Raw genomic sequence first — 23778 nt, 5'->3', positions numbered from 1 at the left:
GTGCATTTTGTGCTGCGAAAATAATTTAATAAAGCGAAAGTTTTTGTGATAAATTTGAATTAAATTCATATCAAAGCCAGATATTAAAAGATCATGCTAGAAATTCGTCACCTAAAATCACTGAAAGCTATCGCAGAAACAGGCAAGCTTGGCCTTGCGGCTGAGCGCATATTTTTGACACAGTCAGCGCTATCTCACCAAATTCGCGCATTAGAAATGCATTACGAAATTACACTATTCAAGCGAGGTGCTCACGGCCTTCGCTTCACACCTGCTGGGCAGCGATTGTTAGATTTAGCCAATGAACTATTACCGCTCATCGACAAATCGGAACGTGATTTAGTCCGCCTAAAAAGCAAACAGTCTGGTGAACTAAGAATCGTACTAGAGTGTCACACTTGCTTCGATTGGTTAACGCCAGTAATGGATGTTTTTAGAAGAGCATGGCCAGAGGTGGAAATTGATTTAGTCGCAGGGTTTCACAGCGACCCCTGGCATTTATTGCATGAGGGCAAAGCTGACTTAGTAATTGGTGGCTTACCAGAAAAAATAGGCACGCTGGCCCACCAGCCACTATTTAAGTTTGAAATTATGGCGGTCATTCCTCCAAATCATAGCAAACATAAGAAAGCTAGATTTGTAGCGGAAGACTTTACCAACGAAACCTTGATTACTTACCCAGTACCTGAAGAACGAATCGACATCATTCGTCATGTGCTCAAACCAGCTAATATCAACTTTGGAAGACGCACCGCTGAGCTAACCATTGCGATTATGCAACTGGTTGCTAGTCGCAGAGGAATAGCTGCGCTACCAAGCTGGGGCATCCAAAATTATGTCGACCATGAATATGTGATTGCAAAATCAATAGGAAAAAAGGGGCTATGGTCAGAACTACATGCTACAGGCTCAGCAGAAACAATCACGCTACCCTACACTATCGATTTAGTTAACATTATTAAAAACACCTGCGCGGCTCATCTTAAAGGAATTAAGCTTTTAAATAGTATTAATATCTAATATCAGAATAACCTTTAAAGATTGCTATAGGCAATCAATTTTGTTCATCATGCATCACTTTTATCATTAACGATACATAACTTAAAAAATCTTGCTATTAAATAGCGCACTATGTATTATGTCAAACATGTCAACACAAAAGCAACTTTCTACAAACAATGCATCATTGCTACTAGATGAGCAACTGTGCTTTGCACTTTATTCGACAATGTTGGGAATAAACAAGGTTTATCGCAAACTTCTAAAAAAATTAGGGGTTACCTATTCTCAATATTTAGTACTTTTAGTTTTGTGGGAACAAGATACGTTAACAGTATCAGAAATTGGTGAGCGCCTTTTTCTAGACTCTGCAACGCTGACACCGTTACTTAAACGCATGGAAACACAGGGTTTGTTATTGAGAATTCGTGCTAAATCTGATGAACGTCAAGTGATCATTAACCTTACTGAACAAGGTCGTATTTTGCAACAAGTTGCCAAGGAAGTCCCAAATGGAGTTTTCTGCGCTACTGAATGTACCCCAGATGAGTTATCCTCTATTCGCGAAAACCTAATTCAGCTTCGCGATAGATTGTTTAGAAATACTAAATGAGCAAATGAGAGCTCTTTTTTTTCATCCTATATATAGCGCACTATTAAATAGCACACAATATATAGGGTAAATGTAATTTATTAAATAACGCAAAGTAATAACTTTATTTTTATAGGAGCTCTACTGTGTCAATAAAAAAAGTTTTGTACCGAGCTAACGCAAGCGCTACTAGTAATAGTAATCGCCAAGTCAGCATCATCGCGGGAAATATAGAGTTAAAAGTAACCTCACCAAAAGAAATAGAGGGCAACGAAGGTGATACTACAAGTCCAGAACAGTTATTTGCTGCAGGCTACAGCGCATGCTTTCTAGGCGCACTGCAATTCGTAGCAGAGCGAGACAAAATAACAATACCAGATGATGTGTCAATAGAATGTAGCGCAGGTATTGGTGCAATTCCAAACGGTTTCGGCATTATAGAAGTTGATTTAAAGATATCACTACCTGGACTATCACACGAAATAGCTGAAGCGTTGGTTGCTAAAGCTCACATTGTTTGTCGCTACTCAAATGCAACTCGTGGAAATATTGATGTACATCTCACTATTATCTAATTTATTACCAACCAACATCATTTATATAAAGGAAATTAATCATGAATAGTTATAAAAAAATATTGGTCGCTATAACAATGGCTCTAGTTTCACAACTTACTTTGGCTGCAGGAAGCTATGGTGTAGAGCATAATGTACAAGAATTTCTAAACGCAGTTGAGGCAGGAGGTGGTAAGCCACTCGAGCAATTGTCACCAACTGAGGCTAGAGCTGTACTATCAAGCGTACAAGCTAGCCCACAATTAAATTTACCAAAAGTTGATATCAGCACTAAGACTATTAAGGCGGATGGTCACGACATCAAACTTCATATCGTACGTCCAGCAGGCGTCAGTGGCACATTACCTGTATTTATGTTTTTCCACGGTGGAGGATGGGTATTGGGCGATTTTCCAACACACGAACGCTTCGTTCGTGATCTAGTGGTAGGCTCTGGTGCAGTTGCCGTTTTTGTCAACTACAGCCCATCCCCCGAAGCACGCTATCCTGTTGCGATTAATGAAGCCTATGCTGCCACCAAATGGGTATCTGAAAACGGTGCAGAAATTAATGTAGATGGAAAACGTTTGGCTGTGGCTGGCAACAGTGTGGGTGGAAACATGGCAGCAGTAGTTGCCTTGATGGCTAAGAATAAAGGTACACCTAGCATTCGTAGCCAAGTATTATTTTGGCCAGTGACGAACGCGAACTTTGAAAACGCTTCTTACGATGAGTTCGGCACCGGTCACTTCTTAACCACAGGCATGATGAAATGGTTTTGGAATAACTACACAACAGACGCGTTACAACGCCAGAATATTTACGCCTCTCCACTATTGGCAACACCTGAGCAACTTAAAGATTTACCTCCTGCACTAGTGCAAACTGCTGAGAAAGACGTACTGCGTGATGAAGGTGAGGCTTATGCCAGAAAACTAGATACAGCGGGAGTAAATGTTGTATCTACACGTTATAACGGCATGATTCATGATTTTGGACTACTTAACATTTTAAGCCAGCTAACGGCTACACAATCTGCCATGACGCAAGCAGCGGAGGAACTGAAAAAAAGATTAAAATAACTCAGCTAATCTATACATAACACTAAGCTTGTTCCATAAAATAAATACCACGACTAATCTGGTCGTGGTATTTCAATTTAGCGATTAAGCTAGCCATTATTTATTAAGTTGTTTGCTAATCCGTCGCAACCACTAACGAAACTAATTTAACCACGATAGGCCTGACAAAAAGTACGCAAATAAATGCGGAAGGCATTGCTAGCGTGTAAGCATGAATTACTCGCTTTAAATAGCCAGTGTCAATGCCACTACTAACGGCAACGATGATTGCAGACATCAAAATCGCCATGATGCCAGCCATAAAAAATGCAAATACGACATGGGAATGACGTTTAGGTATTTTTATATTCATTAAATACTTCCAAATTAGAGAATCATCATGCTACTTTATACATTAAGTAAATAAAGTGATAGTAGACTAACGCTAACACCAGTATCAATATAAACTATCGAATAATTAGTTTAATTCGATAGCTATTATGGACACTTTAAGAAGCATTGAAAGTTTTGTTAAAGCCATTGAAGGTGGCAGTATCGCCGCTGGTGCTCGTATGCAAGGCATCACTCCAGCGGCAGCAAGCCAGAACATTCAAAGGCTTGAGGCATCATTAAACGCGCGCTTACTTACGCGCACAACACGCAGCTTAGCACTCACCGAAGCAGGTGAAATTTACTATGCGAAAGTGCGCCATGTCGCGAGTGATATTGAAAATGCAAAATCCCTAGTAACAGAGTTTCATGGCGAACCTCAAGGTAAACTAAGAATAGCATCATCAGCAGCATTTGGTCGGCACGTACTATCTTCTATCATTCCGTCATTTACTGCGCTATACCCAAAACTATTTATTGAGTTAATACTCACAGATCAAAATATTGACCATGTCAAAGAAGATATCGACATCAGTATTCGATTTAAACAACAATTGGAACTTGGCTTAGTCGCGAGAAAAATCGCTACTGTTCCTGTTTTATTTTGCGCGTCCCCCACTTACATCGCACGTAAAGGCCAGCCACAGACACCTGAAGACTTACAACTTCATGACTGTTTAATGTTCCGCATGCCAACCAACGGGCGGCTGTTAAGTTGGGGATTTTTACGTGATGAATTGCGATTTGAAGCAGACATTAAACCATCCATCATCAGTAATGACATCAACTCACTAGCAGAGTTAGCAATTGCAGGCGCAGGCATCACAAGGCTTTCCGCATTTATTGCAAACCCGCTCATCAAAGATGGAAAACTAGTTGCGTTATTTGAACAAGAAATAGCAAACGACGCTACTGTTCGTTCAGATAACGAACCATTAGAATTTTATGCCTGCTTTCGCGACCATCATGCAATGACCCTGAAAGTAAAGGCGTTTGTTAGTCATATCATGACGTCTATCCCTCATACATGGGAGAGTATTTAATCAAACGTTAAAATGTATGGATTAAGCTGATTGCAGCTAAGCATGAAACACAGCCTGATTCTTACCCGTCGCCTTTGCTTTATACATAGCTTCATCTGCAGCAGTAATTAACTCTTTAACATTTTTAACTTGATCAGGGTAAATAGCAATACCAATACTAATACCCATCAATACATCATTTTCTTCAATCGTCATCACTGGTGTTTTAAGTGCCTGAATAATTCGATTAGCCAACACTAACAGCTCTTTAGGGTCATTAAAATTATGCACAACAAGTGCAAACTCGTCCCCGCCTATTCTTGCAAGAAAATCAGAGTCACGTAGTACTTCGTTAATTTTAGCAACAGATCCAATCAAAGCATCATCTCCAACGTCATGCCCATATTGGTCATTAATTAACTTAAATCCATCAAGATCCATATATAACAAGCCAACTTTTTGCCAATGTCGGTTTGCCTGTGAAATTGATTTTTTAAGATACTGCTCAAAATTTCTTCTGTTAGGTAAATGCGTTAATGCATCATGCATCGCAAGGTAACCAAACTCTTCAGCCAGCTCTTGGCTTGACGATGCATGTTCAAATAGCCAAATTGTTCTTTTATAGTTAATCAACAATATAGTAATAATTAGAATTACAACGATTAATGAGCCTAACTTCAAGCGGTTAATAGTGAGACTCAGCTTCACATCAACCAACTCAGCCTCTTCCTGCATAATCTTGTCTAACTGATTAATTTCTAGACCAATTTTATCTATCAGCGTTTTACTGGCATCAGCCGAAAGCGTTAGATGCGGAGAGTATGAACCAGCAGTGAGCTGAATTCTAAGTGTGGATTTAATAATGTTGGATTTTTCTTGTATCAGCTTATCTAGCGTAATCAGCGAAGGTTTGAAGCGAGTGAAATCTTCTTCACGACTTTTTATTTTGGAAAATAGTAATGAGGTTTCTTTAGCGGAGCGCTTGTACGGCTCAAGAAATTGCACACTACCTGTCATTAGATAGCCTCTTAGCCCAGTCTCAGAATCGACAATAGTGTTCATCAGCTTCACTATTTCGTAACGTGTATCTGAAATTTCCACTTTACGATTAGTGAGTGCCATCAAAGTTTGTGCGCTAAAAAACACCCACGACATTGCAATCAACAGGATGATTGACGCAACTATCGGCGGCAGTAAAATCTGCTTTCTGTAATTTAGATTAGTGGTAATAATAAGCCTCAGTAATTAAGAACAGAAAAACCTTCTTTCTTAAAGCACCAAAAGTTATAGGCAAGATAGCCTTGATTACACTCAAACTTAAAAAACATTATTTTATTCAGCCAATTACAGTATACATAAAGCACCAAAAATGTGCCAAATGTATCTTTAGTTAATATTGCACAATATGAGTGCAATTCATCGATTTATTTTTTAGCACTCATGTCTTGGAGCAAGTTTATCTGCGATGGTTCGCCCAATAGTTTTATTGCGTTTCAATTTACTAAATGACTGAACTAATGTCAGCTAATTGCATGCAATTAAACGATTTATTTCAACTTTTATATTCCGCTTCAATAAAATTGAGAGTAGATTACTAATCGTACGGAATATTATTTTCTTAACGATTATAAAATTGAAGAATAAAAAAATCCTACAGAATGAGCTATCTTGACAAAACTTAGTGTTAAGAATCAATCAACCAATGACGCAGGGGAAGATACGGGGCGTCAAACTGGTGAAGCGAGGTATCGAGCGCTCTTTGAGTATGCGCCCGACGGAATACTTATTGCTGATTCTCAGAGCCACTATCTGGATGCCAATCCTAGTATTTGCAAGATGTTAGGCTATACGCGGGACGAACTGGTCTGCATGCACGCATCTGACATTATTGTGCAAACTGAAGTGCAATATATTCAACCAGCATTAGATGCTATTAAAGCGGACTCTGACTATATGCGCGAGTGGCAATTAAAGCGCAAAGATGGCTCCGTATTTAGTGCTGAAATTATCGCTACCACAATGCCTGATGGCAATCTGCTTGGTGTGATACGTGACATCACAGTACTCAAAGAGCAGCAACGCGAAATTTCTCAGCTTTCTCGTCTTTATGCAGCTTTAACCAAAATCAATCGAGCCATCATTTGGCTCCCTACCCGAGAAGATTTATTCAAGAAGGTATGCCAAATTCTTGTAGATGAAGGTGGCTTTCATATGGCTTGGATTGGCTGGAATGACGATGAAACCAACCAACTGATTCCAGTGGCATCTTGGGGTGAAAAAAACAATCATCTGAAAAATATTAAAATCTACTCTGACGATAGCCACGAAGGATTGGGCTTAACTAACGCTGCATTTATCTCTGGTGAGCCCTATATTTTTAACGATATGCTCGATGAGTCGATCACTGACTCATGGCGAGACGAATTAGTACATCTTGGCTTCCGAGCATCGGCAGTCTTTCCAATTCAATTAAAAGACAAAATTGGTGGCACGCTAAGCGTTTATACAGATCAAGCCATGTTTTTTCATGATAAAGAAATTGCATTACTAACCGAGGCTACTGGCAACATTTCTTTTTCTTTAGAAAATCTAGAACGTGAAGAGAAACGAAAGGAAGCAGAAAGCATCGCTGAAAATGAATCACTTTTTTCAGACATGATGATAGAAAGCATGCCAGGGATTCTCTATTTTTATAATCATGAAGGAAGATTTCTACGTTGGAATAACAACTTCCAAACGGTTTCTGGTTATTCAAACAAAGAAATTGCAAAAATGCACCCATTGGACTTTTTTGCCAATGAAGAAAAATCAGCGCTTGCTGAAAAAATTTCGGAAGTATTCAAGCATGGCCAAGCCTTTATTGAGGCTAACCTACTGTCTAAAAACGGAACAAAGACACCTTATTTATTTACAGGCAGAAACGTTAATTTTAAAGGTACAGACTGCCTAGTCGGCATGGGGATTGATATCAGCGAACGTAAAAATGCTGAATCTAAATTAGATGAAAGTGAGCAAAAATACGGTGAGCTTGTGGAGTCGGCCAACAGTATTATCCTGCGCTGGAACGCACAGGGCTACATTACATTTCTGAACTCATTCGGTCTGCAGTTTTTCGGATACTCATTTGAGGAAATTATTGGTCAACACGTGATTGGCACGATTGTACCATCCACAGACAGCGCCGGCAGAGACCTTCAAAACCTAATGCAGCAGATCTGTTTAGATACCAAGGTGTTTGAACAGAATGTGAATGAAAATATACGAAGAAATGGTGAAAGTGTATGGATATCGTGGACAAATAAAGTGGTGCTTGACCCCCATGGCCAAGTACTGGAGATTCTGAGTATTGGGAACGATATCACAGAAAGATTAAAGGCTGAAAAAGAGATTAGACAATTAAACGCCACCCTAGAAAAACGAGTAATAGAGAGAACAGAAGAACTACAAAAGGCGCTAGTGAGAGCTGAAGCTGCTGATAAAATAAAATCAGCTTTTTTGGCCACCATGTCACATGAGCTTAGAACTCCATTGAACTCTATTATCGGGTTTACTGGCATCATTTTACAGGGGATGGCTGGTCCATTGAATGCCGAACAATCTAAGCAGCTCGGCATGGTAAGAGGTAGTGCAAAACACTTGCTAGAACTAATTAACGATGTCCTTGATATTTCCAAAATAGAAGCTGGCCAATTGGAAGTAAGTGCTGAAAGATTTGATTTGGTTGATTTGATTGATAGAGTCGTCAATGGACTAAGACCAGCCATAGAAAAAAAGGGATTACAACTTTACACATACATCAGTAACGATTTAGGTCACATTAATAGTGACCGCAGACGTCTAGAGCAGATATTAATCAACCTAATCAATAACGCAATCAAGTTTACTGAAGAAGGAAGCGTGACGGTCACCGCAGAGTTGCTAAACGATTTCAAACCTTCGTTTAATGCCCCACCTACACCGTTTTTAAAACTCAGCATCGCTGACACAGGTATCGGCATAAAACCTGAAGATTTAGATTTGCTATTTCAGCCATTTCGTCAAATAGATAGCGGCCTTTCACGCACGCATGATGGCACCGGATTGGGATTGGCAATTTGCAGGCGCCTTTTAGAACTGATGGGCGGACAAATTTTTGCGGTGAGTGAGTGGTCAAAAGGCAGTGAGTTTATCGTCCTACTACCTTTACAAGGTGCTATCAAATCATGAAAAAAACCATCCTGCTCATCGAAGATAATGAACAAAATAGTTATTTGACTACATTTCTTTTAGAAACACATGGTTTTAATGTAGTTGCAGCGCCAGATGGTTCCATAGGAATCGATACAGCAAAAAAACTAATACCCGACTTAATTCTCCTTGATATTCAACTACCTATGATGGATGGTTATGCGGTGGCTAAAGCGTTAAGAGAAGTAGATTCACTGAAACCTATTCCCATTATTGCTGTCACTTCATACGCAATGGTTGGCGACCGTGAAAAATGCCTTGCGGCTGGCTGTACTGGTTATATTGAAAAGCCGATTAATCCAGAAACTTTTGTTGCAGAAATTTCAACTTACCTACGGTCTTGATGAGCGAGCCAGGGAGATTTATGACGCATGTTTTAATTGTTGATGACAAGGAAGAAAACCTCTATTACCTGCAAGCACTTTTAACTGGTAACGGTTACCTTGTAGAGTCTGCGCGGCACGGCGCGGAGGCCTTAACGAAAGCTCGTCAACATCCGCCTCAACTTATCGTCTCCGACTTACTCATGCCAGTGATGGATGGTTATACGTTATTGCGCCACTGGAAAAGCGATGCAAGGCTTAAATCCATTCCGTTCATTGTTTACACAGCAACCTACACAGAGCCTGAGGATGAAAAACTAGCCCTTAATCTTGGCGCTGATGCCTTTATTTTAAAACCTTCCGAGCCTGAGGATTTTATTGCCCGCTTTCGTGAAGTGCTATCTAAAGGTGTGGTTGCTGTTCCTGACGAAGTAAGCTCAAGCGACGGGGATGATAGCGACACACTTAAAGACTACAGTGTCATACTGATACGTAAGCTTGAAGAAAAAACACTCCAATTAGAAGAAGCTAATCAATTTTTGCAGCAAGATATTGCCAGAAGAAAAGAAGCGGAAGACAAAATTCAGCATCTAGCCTACTACGACCTACTCACCAACTTGCCTAATAGATTACTTTTAATAGACCGCCTGCAACATACTTTGGCAGTAAGTGCTAGACATCAGAATCATGGTGCATTGTTATTTATCGACTTAGACCATTTTAAAACTCTGAACGACACTAAAGGTCATAGTGTTGGTGATCTGTTACTTATAGAAGTCGCTAAACGCCTACAAACCTGTATGCGTGAAGGTGACACGCTTGCAAGATTAGGTGGTGATGAGTTCGTTGTCATCTTACAAGATCTCAGTGAAGACCCATCTCAAGCAGCCGTCCAAGCGGAAACAGTCTCCGCCAAAATCATTTCAGTGATTAATCTACCTTATTATCTCGACAGCTACCTACATCACACTTCCGCCAGCATTGGCATTTGCTTATTTTGCAACCAAGCCATTACAGTAGATGAGTTACTGAAACGGGCTGATATCGCCATGTACCAAGCAAAAAATGCTGGGCGGAACACATTGCGCTTTTACGATCCGACCATGCAGGCGGCATTAGAAGCACGGACAGCATTAGAAAACGATTTAAGGTTAGCGATTAAAGAAAATCAATTTAGACTCTACTATCAGATGCAAGTAGATCACGCTGGGAAGGTACACGGTGCAGAAGCGCTAATTCGTTGGCAACATCCTCAAAAAGGATTAGTGCCCCCTTTGCAATTTATTCCATTAACCGAAGAAACTGGTCTCATTATCCCAATTGGGCAATGGGTAATGGAGGCTGCATGTAAACAGATTAAATCATGGGAAAGTGAGCCCATGACACGTGATTTACAAATAGCAGTCAATGTCAGCGCATGCCAATTTCATGACCCTAATTTCGTTTATCAAGTAAGCGAAATGTTAACCCGCCATCAAATTAAAACTAGCCAACTTAAATTAGAACTTACTGAAAGCCTAGTACTAGATAACGTTGAAGAAGCGATTATTAAAATGCATGCGCTCAGAGACGTTGGTGTGCGCTTTTCAATGGACGACTTTGGGACTGGATTCTCGTCATTGTCTTACTTAACAAAATTACCGCTAGATCAGTTAAAAATAGATCAATCTTTTATACGTAATATGAGTATGAATGAAAGAGATGCTGTTGTAGTACAAACCATCATTGGTATGGCAAACAACTTAGGAATAGAAGTAATAGCTGAAGGCGTTGAATTAGAGAGTCAGCGTGCGTTTTTAGAGAAACATAAATGTAACCTCTGTCAGGGGTATTTGTTTAGCCAACCCTTGCCTGTAAATGAGTTCGAGACTAAGCTGAAAAGTATGTACGCATCTGCCTAATAAAAACTAGGCATCATGCAATACATAGTTTCATATCACACTGAATAATCTTAAGCGTTGCTCGATTTGATGATTAAATTGAGCAACGCTTAAACAAAGATGTCATCTACTAGCTTAAATCATTTAACTTCAATCATTACTGTATCTGGTTAATTTATCTGGCACTGAAATATTAGCCGAAGTCGCTCCAACGATAATTGCCAATATGTGATACATCGTTGGAATATAGGGGATAACACTCAGTTTTGAAATAAACTCAAAAGCAAACGCAACCACTGGTAATAAGAACAACCAGTTTTTACCTACCATTGCTCCCCTTACTAAACATACCCAACACAGCAAAATCATTGAGGCTAAATGGATAAAAAACGTAAAACTAAACACATTAGCACCAGCATCATCTAGACCATGAAGCGAAGCTGGACTCGTCCGCAAGTACGGCAAAACATAAGTCGGCAACATAAAAACAATATAAGTTGTGACAAATATTGCTGCGTTATCTAATGTTTTGTTCATGATTTTATTCTCCTATGTATTTACTTTAGCAACACTCATGACTCTCAGGCGTCGAGAAGGATCGTTAGGGAATGACCAATCAATCGTTTGCCCCTCCTCAAGCCCAAGCAACGCTGAACCCACTGGTGACAGCACTGAAATTTTCCCGACATCTAAATCTACGTCTTCTGGAAACACTAACTCCACCTCTCGACTAATGCCGTTACTTTCATCTAAATAGACCACTCGGGTGTTCATTCTTACGACATTTGGCGGCACTTGGTCTTCTGGCACGACAACTGCCCGGCTCAACTCATAGCTCAACAATCCATGATTATCTAGCTTAGATAATCGAACAAAATCCTTATCTGAAATGATTAAATTTTCTAGTTCCATCGTGATATCCATACCATACAAAATTAATACGCCACATCTATTGGCAAGGCTCAATATTAATCTTTACGTATCAATTAAATTAGTCCATACAATTGAACATAATTGTTTCCCTTAGCGCTACAATGACACTATGTATGATTTAAATCTGATGATTACTTTTGCCCATGTCGTGAACGAACAAAGCTTTTCAGCTGCAGCTAGAAAGCTTGGTGTTTCACGATCATCCGTGAGTAAAGCGGTTTCAAAACTAGAACAATCGCTTGGGGCCAGTTTGCTTAATCGAAGCACACGGCACCTAAGCTTAACTGAAGTAGGCACTGCTTTTTTTGACTATTGCACACGCATTAGCTACGAAGCAGATCAAGCCCATAAGATGATTGACAGTCTGAACGCGCAACCCCGCGGAGTGCTTAAGGTGGCTGCATCAGTTGCATTCGGAACGCTACATATTGCGCCAGCGATAGGTGATTTTCTGCGCCATTATCCAGAACTTGATATTGACATGACGATTACTGACCGCGTGGTTGATTTAACTGAAGAGGGTTATGACGTTGTCATCAGTGTTACTCGTGACTTGCCACAAGCTTTGGTTGCCAGAAAGTTAGCGCCGATACGACGTAAATTATGCGCTACGCCTGATTATTTTGAAGAGTTCGGCACCCCGCTTCTTCCACAGGACCTCGTTAACCACAACTGCCTAGATTACATTCACTCTGGAGATAAGGGCTTATGGCGCTTTAATGGACCAGGGGGTGAAGTTTCTGTGCCAGTATCGGGTAGATTACGTATCAATGATGACGAAGCTTTATCGCAAGTCGTGTTAGGCGGATTTGGTTTAGCATTACTACCAACGTTTATTATTGGTAAAGACATTCAAGCCAAACGTTTAAAATCTGTGTTGTCAGAATATATTCCTGTGCATCAACACGTATATGCACTGTATCTGCCAAAGCGGAACTTGCCATTAAAAATTCGCGTCCTGATAGACTTTTTAATCGAACGCTTCGGCACTGAACCATACTGGGATTTAGAGTAAGCGAGAGTAATAATTGCACTAAAATCGTGACTTTCAATTGAGAGTCCAGCACAGAAAGTAGCAATATCGTGTCAAATCTTCAATTTTTCATTATTTTTTCATCTTTTTTTACAAAGCAATTAGCCGACTAATATAAATTAGTGCTACGATGTATTCCCTCCTACCCCTTGCCCAATAAGGGCTGGGGATAATTTCTTAACCATATTTAGGATATTCACATGAACAAATCTGAATTAGTAGCAAAAGTAGCTGCAGAAGCTGGTGTAACACAAGCTGATGCAAACCGTGTACTAGATGCAATCATTAGCACTGTTGGTGACACATTGAAAGCTGGTGACAATGTTGCCCTTGTAGGTTTTGGTACATTCCAAGTTACTAAAAAAGCTGCTCGTACAGGTCGCAATCCTTCTACAGGCGCAGCGATTGAAATCGCTGCACGTAATGCTCCTGTGTTTAAAGCAGGCAAAACACTTAAAGACAAAGTTAACTAATAGTTAACTTCAGCAAGCCTAACAGCTAGTGTAAGACGAAACCCTCGTCTTTCCTCCTAGTTTGGCTTGACCCACTGAAAAAGTCTTGCTAAAAACGACTGCATATGCGGTCGTTTTTTTATATCAATATCAAAAGTAACTTAGTCAACACCAATAAAATTGCTCATCAATAATAAACACTGCTAAATTCAGCATGCTTAACTATTAATCAATATATAGTGACCATTTCCACAATAAAATCTAAATAAAACACTTTAATAAAAATAAATATATTATTGTTTAATATAAACTATTATATTTTTTATATTAACTAATTAAGCACTTTCACACTTCTTGGTGTGACGCCATACTGCTGCTTGAACGCACGACTAAAATGAGAAAAATCATTAAATCCCCAACGTAATGCAATCTCAGAAACTTGTTTAGTAACAAAATTAGGATTAGCCAAATCTCGATAGCAATTCATTAACCTCTGCTTCCAAACATAACGCATTAATGATGTATCTTCATCATGAAACAACTCATTAATGTATCGCTCAGACAATCCTGTACCTTGAACAATACGTACACTATCAAGTGCCGGATTCGATAAGTTACGTTTTACGAAATCTTTAACTCGATATAACGATAATGAGCGACTTCTGGAAAGCTGTATATGTTGTGGGATGACACTATTTAAAGCGAGAGTAAATAAGTCTAAAGCACTATCAGAGGCCGCACTAAAAGTTGCTGATGGCATACAACTCGCCTCCGCCGCAACCGATTGAATATAACGTGAGGTAACTGCGCCTATACCGACATCACATTTCATTTTTAATGCAGTGCAATGCTCAACGCCAGCCATCCTTTCTCGCATTTGTTTGCGAGGAATCGATATGATGAGCTTAGAAAAGCTTTCGGGGCAATAAATGCGATGAGGAAGTGTTGCATCATAAATCGTCATCTCACCAGGCTGTAGGTAAACTTCACGATTATTTTGCTCCAGTAGATATTTACCTGAAAGCAAAACAACACCAAAGTAGTTATCTTGGCTGTTGTAATGGGGCTCTTTGGGTAGTCGCTCGATGTTGATGCTGTTTGAGTGTATCACAGAGAGCCGCAAGTCCTGCCAAGGATAAATAAGCATTTCATTAAACAGCTTACCTTTTTTAGGCGGCGTGATTTTTACATTGGCATACTCCCGGCCGATAACTTCGCTAAGCCACGCTTGCCTATTGGATGCAGGAATATCTTCTGTTGATAACCTAATTGGGCTATTAACCAGAGGCTGTAGATCTAAATCTGGCTGACTCATTTAATTACTCCATTGTGCACTCCCTTCAATATCATAACCTTATTACTTAAGCGGTGTAAATTTTCAAAACACCGTTACAGTCAAGTTTTTCATCCATTCAAATCAAGTTTGATCAATGCAATTTGATTAATCTTCACACTGAATCAATTGATGACTTAGGAGAACTTGATGGACTATCAGAACGACAAACATGCTGGCAATATTGTGCTAATCCGCGGTGCTGCAATGTGGTTAATCATGGCATTAATATTGGCATGGTGTATGGTTGGATTAAATTTTGGGGTATATCCATTACAAGATATTTTTGTTGGTAAGTTCACACGTTTACTACAGGCGCATATTGACTTCTTGCTAATGACAGCTTTAATACTAGGGATATATGCAGCCAAGGTGCCTTTACCGTGGCATGTAAATTGGGCAATGGTGATTGGAGCATTTACTAACTCTAGTTTATTTTTTCTCATGGCAGTTTTTCCATCACTAGATAGCCCAACCTCACCTCCACCAGATATATTCAAGTACTACTTATTTGCCAGCATCCTTACCACCAGCTATGGATTTGGCAAAGCATCTGTATTTATCTTTCGCGCTACATTCCAAAAAACTTAACGATCCGTTTTGAAAAATACTGATGACGCTATTGAGCACTCAGAGTAAAGCATGATGCATGTATGAGTTACTTGCACTTATATTTTATTCACCGTGGATTATATTTATGGTTAGCTCTGATTGGCTTAGCAATTGCTATGGTCAATCCTAAAATACCACTTTCGCTTAATGTTAATAATTACATGTTTGTCATTGATATCACACAGAGCATGAATGTTAAAGACATGCATATGAATAAACGACCAATAAGCAGATTAAACTACGCTTTACAATTAATCAGCATGAGTCTTAAAGAACTTCCATGTGGTACTAAAGTGAGCATCGCATTGTTTGCTAACGCTGAAGTTGTCCCACTCTATGTGCCTATTGAAATATGTGAGAACTTTGGAGTGATTCAAGATACATTAAAACACCTTGAATGGCGTATGGCATGGCGTGGAAGTAGCCATCTCAGATTAGGCTTAATCGATGCAGGTAGCGTTTCTTTAACACTCCCTGAACCAACTAAAATTATCTTTTTAACGGATGGTGATGAAGCAGCACCATTAAACGCCATTACTAAAATTGATCTACAGCCTATGCAAGGAAGTACTAGTTGGTTATTAGCTGGTATAGGTTCACAAGAGCCGTCTCCAATCCCTAAGTTTAATAGTAAAGATGAGATCATTGGTTACTGGTCACAATACGCAACTAAAATAGAACCAAGCCAAATAGTGAACGAAGACTCTGTAGGAAAACGAGATGACTCAATTGCTAGCGACCCTCACGAATACTACCTATCCGCATTACGTGAAGAGTATTTAAAAGAAGTTGTAAGTGATATTAATGCAAATTACGTTAGGGCTGACTTGCAAACAAAATTTTTAGCTGCAATTAACAAACTTCCATCCGCAGGCAATAGCCCAGCACATGTGGAAACAGGTTGGATTTTTGCCTTAATTTCAGCTTTTTTTGTTATAGCAGACTATTTACCAAAACGAAAAAATCTCCTCCATTAAGCACAGTTCAATAATTAATTGAACTGTGCCCAACAATTGAATGGTTCAGTAATATAGCCCCCCTGAAAGCGCTTCTTAGTTACTCTCTGGGGTAAGTCTTTTGATCAAGGCCAGTTAATTAACCACTTATTACAAGACTATTTTGATGAAAGACATGTTTTCATGAAGGCTTTACGTTCATCACCTTTTAACGCTTTTTTGCCTGCATCTGCGTTACAAGTTTTCATTTTATCTTGCTGAGAGACGGCTGGTTGCTCCTGCTTGGCAGATAAGCAAGTTTTCATAAAAGCTTTACGCTCATCACCCTTTAACTCCTTTTTCCCAGCATCTGCATTACAAGTTTTCATCTTATCTTGTTGTGATGTCAGCGCTGGTGCTGGCTTGGCAGATAAACAGTCTTTCATAAAGGCTTTACGCTCGTCGCCTTTCAATTCTTTTTTGCCCGCATCTGCATTACAGGTTTTCATTTTATCTTGCTGAGTTTCTGCATTTACCGCAAAACAAAAGGCAGTCATCAACATGGCTATTAATATTTTTTTCATTTTTGTTCTCCAAATTAATTGAAAATATTGCGGTTTAATCATACTACTTTTCGGTTGTAAGGACGTTAGCGCTGTCTTCAAATAATCAGGTTTAATCGGACTCTATCAATTTATATTTAGCATCTTTTTGAATCTGTAAATATACATATTTGAGCGAATAATCATTATTCATAACAGCTAAATCAATCACGTATATATTAAAATACTTGGGGAATCTTTTAAGTAATCGTCTCTGTAGGCTGTGCTAGTTTTAATGAGCAAAGTCATGATGCTAAGCAAGTACTAGCTTAAGTTACAGTAACAACACGCCTCATTTAATCTATATGCTACGATTAGATGCTTAATTAAAAATATAACTTTCTAGAAATACTTAATGAATAAAGTCAGCCACCCTTTTCAAGGTGTACTTCTGTTTGTATCAGCGCTCTTTCTCTTTGCATGCATGGATACCACAACCAAGTATCTGGTTACGCATTACAACGTGCTACTGGTCATTGCAATTCGTTACATCACACACTGCATACTGATGATTGTGTTATTAGCGCCTAGCCAGGGCATGAAACTTCTCCAAACAAAACACACGGGCTTAGTCATAGTACGCGGTGCCTCACTCGCAATAGCATCGCTATTTATGGGGTTGGCCTTGCAACGCATGCCTGTGGCTGAAACAACTGCGATTGTGTTTCTTGGTCCGATGCTAGTCGTGCTATCTGCGGGGGTTTTTCTAGGTGAACGTATCCGTTTGTTTGGCTGGGTTGCTGCCGTGATTGGTTTCTTGGGAGTGCTACTCATTGTCCATCCAGACAGTGGATTAGATACCACTGGGACAATTTATGCATTTGTTGTTGTAGGCGCACTGGTCGTCTATCAACTACTCTCGCGCGTTCTCGTCACAACAGAACTAACCGTAGCAATGCTGTTTTACTCAGCATTCATTGGCTCTGTTGCATACGGTATATTTCTGCCATGGTCATGGTACGGCCCAACACCAAGCCTATGGGACGCATTACTCTTTCTTAGCATGGGCATGACGGGAGGAATTGGCCACTTTCTGTATACGGCAGCCTATCGCCACTCGCCAGCCTCACTACTTGCACCAATGAATTACTTACAACTGATATGGGCTGGCGTACTTGGTTGGCTGGTATTTAATCATGTACCAGATACACTAAGTATTGTTGGCATGTGCATCATTATTATGTCTGGTGCAATCATTGCGATTAAGTCACGGCCAATCAAATCTTAAGCTTTAGTTAACCCATCATTATCCAAAGAAATTTAATACTGTTTTTAAAGATGGCCTACTCATTCGAAACTATGGTTTATATTGTCTCAACACAATCAAGCCTGGAACTGACAACACATAATCATAATGGCGTTGCATCAGCGGCATGCCAACTAAAGCGACTTTAGAAACATATCCTTTTGCTACTAACGTTTCTACTTCATTACAAGCTGAGGCAACATTCAGATAGTTGCCATTGCGAACCATTTCTAAACAACTAATTTCAGATTCTGTAACGTCTGGTTTATCACTCATGTTGACATCCAATCATTAAACTTACTTTTAATCTTAAATATGCACTCTTGATCCCAATTCAATCACGCTATTACTTGGTATATTAAAAAAATCGACCGCACTTCCTGAGTTGCGAGACATGAACACAAAAAGATCGTCACGCCATTTTGCCATTGCCCCACCATGCCCAGAAATAATTGTTTCGCGACTAAGAAAATAAGACGTCGTGAATGCATCAATCGATACATTAGGAATGTGAATACCCAGTAAAGCTTTCGGTACATCGGGTGTATCCATAAACCCAAAATATAGTTTAAATTGCCAAAAACCAGCCTCTAACGCTTTTATATCAACCCTTTGTTCCATTGGTACATTAGGCTCATCTGTAAACTCTACTGTAATAATTAAATTAGTTTGATGTAGCACCTGATTATGCTTTAGATTATGCATCAGCGCTTGTGGCACATTATCGACATTAGCAGAGAGATATACGGCCGTTCTTTCAACACGAGCAATATCGCTGCCAGCAATACTTTTAATGAAATCATCTAGTTTAGGATCATCATTATGAATGCTGCTTAAAAGCGTTTCTCTTCCTTGCTTCCATGTCCACATGATGACCACCATGATCACTGCAAGCGCAATTGGGAACCAACCACCTTTGAAAAACTTCACCGAGCACGAAGCTAGCAACATCACATCCAGCGCAATGAATATACTTGTCGCACCAGCCGCAAGCCATAAAGGATACTTCCAAATATTTCGCACCACAAAATAGGTCAGTATTGAGGTAATTAACATCGTCCCTGTCACGGCTATCCCATAGGCTGCTGCAATTGCAGATGAGTTCTGGAAGAACATTACCGTGAGTATGACAGCAACCAACAATCCCCAGTTAACAGCTGGCACATAGATCTGACCAGACTCTGTTGCAGATGTATGAAGGATTCTCATTCTAGGAAGAAACCCAAGCTGTATGGCTTGCCTTGTAATAGAGTACGCACCTGAAATAACAGCTTGTGACGCAATAATCGTAGCAAGCGTCGAAAGGATTACCGCTGGAATAAGCAATTCACTAGGAAATGATAAATAAAATGGATTGCTGACAGCAGATGGGGTCGTAAGCAATAATGCACCTTGGCCTAAGTAGTTAAGTGCTAGCCCTGGAAACACTAGCCCTACCCAAGCGAAACGAATTGCAGGCTTACCAAAGTGCCCCATATCAGCATATAGAGCCTCAGCACCAGTGACCGCAAGGACAACAGTCCCAACTGCCAGAAAAATACCTGCACCGCGTGAAGTTAGAAATTCGTACGCATGTATTGGATTAATCGCGTGAAGTATCTGTGGATTATCAATAATGTTTGATACACCAATACTGCCCAGCACAACAAACCATAAAATGACAATTGGCCCAAAAAACTTACCTACCATTTCTGTTCCATGTTTTTGAAACAGAAATAAGGCGATTAGAATCGTAATTGAAATTGGCAAAACATAATGTGATAAGCCTGGTGCAACAATTTCTAAACCTTCAACTGCGGATAGTACCGAAATTGCAGGGGTTAATATACTGTCACCATAAAACAACGCTGCGCCCATCACACCGAGCCCCAACATAAAGGTCTTTTTGCCTAGCTTGTTTCTTGCTGAAGAGGCAGCTAGTGCCAATAGCGCCATCACACCGCCTTCGCCCCTGTTATCTGCGCGAAGCACCAATACGATGTATTTCAAAGTCACAATAAACATTAATGCCCAAAACACAGCAGAAATTGCACCTACTATGTTTGGATGTGTAAGCGCGATGCCTGTAGACTCTCCAAAAATTTCTTTAATGGTGTAGAGTGGGCTGGTACCAATATCCCCGTAAACCACGCCAATTGCACCTAGTGTTAGTGCGCCAATACTTTTAGATTGAGTTGTCATAGTGAGTAATAAATAGTAATGTAATGATGATAAGAAATACCATTACATCATTGAGCACATATCAATCACATAAACAAACAACTAATATTTATGAAGCCGCTAATCTATAGCCGATACCAGCCTCTGTAAGAATATATCGTGGTGAGGCTGGGTTAGCTTCCAAGCGCGCACGAAGCCTACCCATGTGAATACGCAAATAATGAACATCATTCACGTACTCAGCCCCCCAAACCTCGGTCAATAACTGACGGTGCGTAAATGCCTTACCTGGCCTTTTAGCTAATATAAATAACAGCTTAAACTCAATTGGGGTGAGATGTAACTGTTGTGAGTTCAGAGAAACACTCGCATTAAATACATCTATTTCCAAATCATCAACTTTAAAAACATCATCGCGTAAATACATCATCGATAAACGTTTTAGAGACGTTTTAATCCGAGCAATAAGTTCGTTAACACCAAAGGGTTTTGCAAGATAATCGTCAGCACCTGCATTAAAACAATCTACTTTTTCTTCTTCAGATTGGCGTGCAGACAATACGATTATCGGTATGTCTGAGTTTAATCTGACATGTTGAATAAAACTCAAACCATCGCCATCGGGGAGGTTTAAGTCCAATAAAATCAGCTTAGGTTTTTGGTGTTGAAATAAATCAATTGCATCTGTAAGAAAAGCCGCATGCGTTGTTTTAAAACCGTGAGCATCCAAGCTAAATTGTAAAAACTCGCTGATTTGTAAATCATCTTCTACAATCAATATTAATTCTTTATCAAGCATAAATTGTATCGATTTCTGGTATGGTAAAGCTCAATGTGACACATGCACCATGAATATCACGGTTACTAATCATTAAATCGGCATGATGTGCATTAGCAATTGCTTGAACGATAGGTAAACCTAGGCCAAACCCTTTACTGCGAGTTGACGAGAATTTTTTAATCCTTGTGATATTGAAATCATCACTAAAGCCTTCCCCACTATCCAAAATACTGATGTAAATACGATGATCCTTTTTACCAACCTCAATTTGAATGGCATCTTGAACATTTGAAGACAGATTAGATAATTTCGCATTATCGATAAGATTGATTAATGCCTGAATCAACAGATTAGCATTTGCATATATCAATAACTCTTGTTCGTTGATCGTCACATTAAAGTTTAAATCATCACCACGATCTTTATATAACTTCAATACGATCCCAATGATTTCCTCTGGGGATTCTAGCGCCATTGGAATGGTGTTTGAGGTACTTGATTCAAGGCGTATTAATGAAAGTATATTTTCAGTAGTCGTTGCCAAATGCTGGGCTTGCGATGCAATTAGTGCGGTTAAATGCTCATTCTGACTTTCACTTAACTTTACGTTCTTTTGGCCTAACGCTGTGGCGGCGCCTAAAATAGAGGTTAACGGCGTTCTCATGTCATGGGCTATTGACGCAAGTAAGGCATTTTGAATCGCCTCTTCCTGTGCAATAAGCTCTGCCTTTTTTGCACGTTCTAAGTTGTTAAGTCGTTGATAAGCCATCGCAATCTGGTCAACCGAATACTTAATCGCATTCAATGTAGCTAAACTAGCCCCTGCCCCAACATTGCTTACAATTAAAACAGGATCTTTACTGGGTAATCGATTAAATGGAATCACCCAATATTCAGATGCTTCCCAATTACCAGTAAAAGGACCGATTGGTTTTCCATTGTCAGCAACCCATCTCATCGCATTATGCGTGGGCAAAGTAATCTCATTTTGATCTGAATTGGTGACAAATTTGCTTTCACTATCTAACATGCCAATCAAAACTTTTGTTTCAAACTCAGCACTTAAAAGGTGGCAACTCTCTTGAAAAAGAGTATTGATGTCATCTGCAATCGCTAAGTGTTCGGCTAATCGTTTTGCGAAATCTGCACGCTTATATGCCGCCATAGACTCGCCAGTTTGAAACCTAAGTTTTTTCACTAACGAGGTAATGACAAGAGACACCAATAAAAAGCTAACCAAACTAGCAATGGATTCAACATTAGCAACTTGAAAAGTAAATCGCGGTGTGATGAAGAAATAATTAATCAAGAAAAATGCTGTCAAGCCAGTAAAACAAGCACTAAGGAATGATTGGAAATAGGCCACAGCAACCACTAGTAACAAATAAGTCATTGCTACGCCAGTTAAGCCTAATATGCTCGAGAATTTTTGACTTAGCGCAGTGGTTAGCACTAGCATAATTACCACAAAAGTGGCTTGAATGATTTGTGTTTTCAAAATCCAATTCCTAACATTTCATGACACATAGCCAGAACAACGTTTGGATTAAATACTAAATCCACAAAAATGTCATGTTTATAGTGTTTTGTAGTGGCAATTAAAAAATTGGCGATTAGTGAGCAAAAACCGCACATGACAATAATACCGACTATAGATTATGTGGACTTAAAATAAAAAAGGGCTTAGATGTATCTAAGCCCTCACTTTAATCAACACTTCAACTAACTGATTTTATTTTAACCGTTGCTACTTGGTTAAAACAGTAACAAACTTATTGAATACTAACCTGTTGAACACCAGCCAATAACCATGTTGAATTAACGTCGTTCGCATTTCGTTGAATATGCCAAACTTCATCTATATTTTCTAACATTTCGTTATTTTCACGTAACTGCCCAGTAAAAAGTACGCTGGCTATCAAGTATTCACCTTCATTTACCACTTCTAATAGCTCAGCATTGATAGAAACCACCTCAGTCGCTTGCTGTGTATTTCCACGCTCTTGCATTTGCATGGAGATCTCGGCAAATATCTCTGGCGTTGTGTATTCACGAACATCGTTAATGTCTTTTCTATCATTAGCGGCTTGCAAGCGAATAAAAGACATTTTTGCATTTCTCAAAAAGCTTTCTACAGGAAAGTCATGAGGAATATTGCCACTATTTTTTACAGAAGAGGCACTAGCAAACGCTTCTTCACGCAATGGTTGTGGCGCGTTATATGGTGCGCCAGCACCTGCGTATTGCATGTTAGGTTGTTGTGATCTTCTGAATTTACCTATCAAGAACATAATGACTGCTGCCGCCGCAAGCGCCATTAAAATAGTACCGATAGCATTACCAAACGCACCTAAACCGCCGCCTGCAAACATGCTTGCAAGACCAGCACCAATCGCCAACCCAGCTAATGGGCCAAGCCATTTACTTGCGCCAGATGAGGTTTGTTTGGGTGCAGTTTCAGGCGCTTTCTGTGTCTGTTTGGTTGGTACTGGCCTATTTTTACCAAAGCTACCTCCCCCACCAAAGCGTTTAGCTTCTGCCATAGGGGCTAATAAGCTCAAACAAGTAAGTGCAACCATCAATAACATCAAAAAGCGTTTCATACATTCCTTATAAACATAAAAATATATTGGCTTAACAAAC

Annotated in this window: 24 protein-coding genes; 13 read left to right on the top strand and 11 right to left on the bottom strand. The window is 39.7% G+C overall.

The features are described 5' to 3' along the window. The first annotated feature begins 93 nt into the window (after window positions 1-93). The 4 genes from A391_RS0106995 to A391_RS0106980 all read left to right on the top strand — a co-directional run bounded on the left by A391_RS0106995 (window position 94) and on the right by A391_RS0106980 (window position 3227). Window positions 94-1020, top strand: coding sequence for a LysR family transcriptional regulator (locus A391_RS0106995; protein WP_019898338.1), 927 nt, complete (start codon window positions 94-96; stop codon window positions 1018-1020). 118 nt (window positions 1021-1138) lie between these two features. Further along, window positions 1139-1612, top strand: a complete 474-nt coding sequence (locus A391_RS0106990; RefSeq protein WP_019898337.1) for a MarR family transcriptional regulator — start codon at window positions 1139-1141, stop codon at window positions 1610-1612. A gap of 125 nt (window positions 1613-1737) precedes the next feature. Then, the gene (locus A391_RS0106985; RefSeq protein WP_019898336.1) at window positions 1738-2166 is read left to right on the top strand and encodes an organic hydroperoxide resistance protein; all 429 of its coding nucleotides are present in this window, start codon (window positions 1738-1740) and stop codon (window positions 2164-2166) included. Between the two features lie 41 nt (window positions 2167-2207). Next, complete coding sequence (locus tag A391_RS0106980; RefSeq protein WP_019898335.1) at window positions 2208-3227, top strand: alpha/beta hydrolase; 1020 nt, start codon at window positions 2208-2210, stop codon at window positions 3225-3227. Between the two features lie 115 nt (window positions 3228-3342). Here the strand turns inward: A391_RS0106980 and A391_RS0106975 are convergent, their stop codons facing one another. After that, complete coding sequence (locus A391_RS0106975) at window positions 3343-3579, bottom strand: DUF2798 domain-containing protein (protein WP_019898334.1); 237 nt, start codon at window positions 3577-3579, stop codon at window positions 3343-3345. A gap of 127 nt (window positions 3580-3706) precedes the next feature. On the opposite strand from A391_RS0106975, the gene A391_RS0106970 reads away from it, so the two are divergent. Continuing rightward, window positions 3707-4639: a LysR family transcriptional regulator gene (locus tag A391_RS0106970; protein ID WP_019898333.1), complete on the top strand. Its 933-nt coding sequence runs from the start codon at window positions 3707-3709 to the stop codon at window positions 4637-4639. 36 nt (window positions 4640-4675) lie between these two features. Here the strand turns inward: A391_RS0106970 and A391_RS0106965 are convergent, their stop codons facing one another. Next, window positions 4676-5773 carry a diguanylate cyclase domain-containing protein gene (locus A391_RS0106965; RefSeq protein WP_036316701.1) on the bottom strand — a complete coding sequence of 366 codons (1098 nt, stop codon included), beginning with the start codon at window positions 5771-5773 and terminating at the stop codon, window positions 4676-4678. Between the two features lie 513 nt (window positions 5774-6286). On the opposite strand from A391_RS0106965, the gene A391_RS0106960 reads away from it, so the two are divergent. The 3 genes from A391_RS0106960 to A391_RS0106950 are packed head-to-tail and all read left to right on the top strand — an operon-like array spanning window position 6287 to window position 11069. Further along, window positions 6287-8824 carry a PAS domain S-box protein gene (locus A391_RS0106960; protein WP_029144045.1) on the top strand — a complete coding sequence of 846 codons (2538 nt, stop codon included), beginning with the start codon at window positions 6287-6289 and terminating at the stop codon, window positions 8822-8824. Beyond that, the gene (locus tag A391_RS0106955) at window positions 8821-9189 is read left to right on the top strand and encodes a response regulator (RefSeq protein WP_019898330.1); all 369 of its coding nucleotides are present in this window, start codon (window positions 8821-8823) and stop codon (window positions 9187-9189) included. The genes A391_RS0106960 and A391_RS0106955 overlap by 4 nt, the downstream gene beginning before the upstream one ends. A 20-nt stretch (window positions 9190-9209) precedes the next feature. After that, window positions 9210-11069, top strand: coding sequence for a two-component system response regulator (locus A391_RS0106950; RefSeq protein WP_157261335.1), 1860 nt, complete (start codon window positions 9210-9212; stop codon window positions 11067-11069). 129 nt (window positions 11070-11198) lie between these two features. Here A391_RS0106950 and A391_RS0106945 read toward each other — a convergent pair whose 3' ends face one another. Together A391_RS0106945 and A391_RS0106940 are read right to left on the bottom strand one after the other, a co-directional pair. Further along, entirely contained in the window at window positions 11199-11585 is a 387-nt protein-coding gene (locus A391_RS0106945; RefSeq protein ID WP_019898328.1) for a hypothetical protein, read from the bottom strand. Window positions 11586-11597: 12 nt separating this feature from the next. Continuing rightward, complete coding sequence (locus A391_RS0106940) at window positions 11598-11960, bottom strand: GreA/GreB family elongation factor (RefSeq protein ID WP_019898327.1); 363 nt, start codon at window positions 11958-11960, stop codon at window positions 11598-11600. Window positions 11961-12090: 130 nt separating this feature from the next. Between A391_RS0106940 and A391_RS0106935 the strand changes: the two genes are divergently transcribed. After that, window positions 12091-12996: a LysR family transcriptional regulator gene (locus A391_RS0106935; RefSeq protein WP_019898326.1), complete on the top strand. Its 906-nt coding sequence runs from the start codon at window positions 12091-12093 to the stop codon at window positions 12994-12996. A 218-nt stretch (window positions 12997-13214) separates the two neighbouring features. Beyond that, on the top strand, window positions 13215-13487 hold the full coding sequence (locus A391_RS0106930; protein ID WP_019898325.1) for an HU family DNA-binding protein: 273 nt from the start codon (window positions 13215-13217) through the stop codon (window positions 13485-13487). A gap of 310 nt (window positions 13488-13797) precedes the next feature. Here the strand turns inward: A391_RS0106930 and A391_RS0106925 are convergent, their stop codons facing one another. Next, the gene (locus tag A391_RS0106925; RefSeq protein WP_019898324.1) at window positions 13798-14781 is read right to left on the bottom strand and encodes a helix-turn-helix domain-containing protein; all 984 of its coding nucleotides are present in this window, start codon (window positions 14779-14781) and stop codon (window positions 13798-13800) included. Window positions 14782-14949: 168 nt separating this feature from the next. Here A391_RS0106925 and A391_RS0106920 point away from each other — a divergent pair, with 168 nt between their 5' ends. Continuing rightward, window positions 14950-15390 carry a hypothetical protein gene (locus A391_RS0106920; protein WP_019898323.1) on the top strand — a complete coding sequence of 147 codons (441 nt, stop codon included), beginning with the start codon at window positions 14950-14952 and terminating at the stop codon, window positions 15388-15390. Between the two features lie 62 nt (window positions 15391-15452). Continuing rightward, complete coding sequence (locus A391_RS0106915) at window positions 15453-16388, top strand: VWA domain-containing protein (RefSeq protein ID WP_019898322.1); 936 nt, start codon at window positions 15453-15455, stop codon at window positions 16386-16388. Between the two features lie 137 nt (window positions 16389-16525). On the opposite strand, the gene A391_RS0106910 is transcribed toward A391_RS0106915, so the two are convergent. Beyond that, complete coding sequence (locus A391_RS0106910; RefSeq protein WP_019898321.1) at window positions 16526-16930, bottom strand: PsiF family protein; 405 nt, start codon at window positions 16928-16930, stop codon at window positions 16526-16528. A 373-nt stretch (window positions 16931-17303) separates the two neighbouring features. Between A391_RS0106910 and A391_RS0106905 the strand changes: the two genes are divergently transcribed. After that, complete coding sequence (locus A391_RS0106905; RefSeq protein ID WP_019898320.1) at window positions 17304-18176, top strand: DMT family transporter; 873 nt, start codon at window positions 17304-17306, stop codon at window positions 18174-18176. 69 nt (window positions 18177-18245) lie between these two features. Here A391_RS0106905 and A391_RS0106900 read toward each other — a convergent pair whose 3' ends face one another. The 5 genes from A391_RS0106900 to A391_RS0106880 all read right to left on the bottom strand — a co-directional run bounded on the left by A391_RS0106900 (window position 18246) and on the right by A391_RS0106880 (window position 23738). Beyond that, window positions 18246-18470, bottom strand: a complete 225-nt coding sequence (locus A391_RS0106900; protein ID WP_019898319.1) for a hypothetical protein — start codon at window positions 18468-18470, stop codon at window positions 18246-18248. A gap of 33 nt (window positions 18471-18503) precedes the next feature. Further along, entirely contained in the window at window positions 18504-20375 is a 1872-nt protein-coding gene (locus A391_RS0106895) for a potassium transporter Kup (protein ID WP_019898318.1), read from the bottom strand. A gap of 88 nt (window positions 20376-20463) precedes the next feature. Then, entirely contained in the window at window positions 20464-21153 is a 690-nt protein-coding gene (locus tag A391_RS0106890) for a response regulator (RefSeq protein ID WP_019898317.1), read from the bottom strand. Further along, window positions 21146-22633 (bottom strand): DUF4118 domain-containing protein, encoded by a 1488-nt coding sequence (locus A391_RS0106885; RefSeq protein WP_019898316.1) that lies wholly within the window; start codon window positions 22631-22633, stop codon window positions 21146-21148. Before A391_RS0106885 ends, A391_RS0106890 begins: the two co-directional genes overlap by 8 nt. A gap of 274 nt (window positions 22634-22907) precedes the next feature. Further along, on the bottom strand, window positions 22908-23738 hold the full coding sequence (locus A391_RS0106880) for a Tim44 domain-containing protein (RefSeq protein WP_019898315.1): 831 nt from the start codon (window positions 23736-23738) through the stop codon (window positions 22908-22910). Window positions 23739-23778: the final 40 nt, after the last annotated feature.

Origin of the sequence: Methylotenera mobilis 13, from assembly GCF_000384255.1 — a bacterium.
In the GTDB taxonomy this organism is placed as follows: Bacteria; Pseudomonadota; Gammaproteobacteria; order Burkholderiales; family Methylophilaceae; genus Methylotenera; species Methylotenera mobilis_B.
This window is presented reverse-complemented; position numbering and strand designations above follow the sequence as displayed.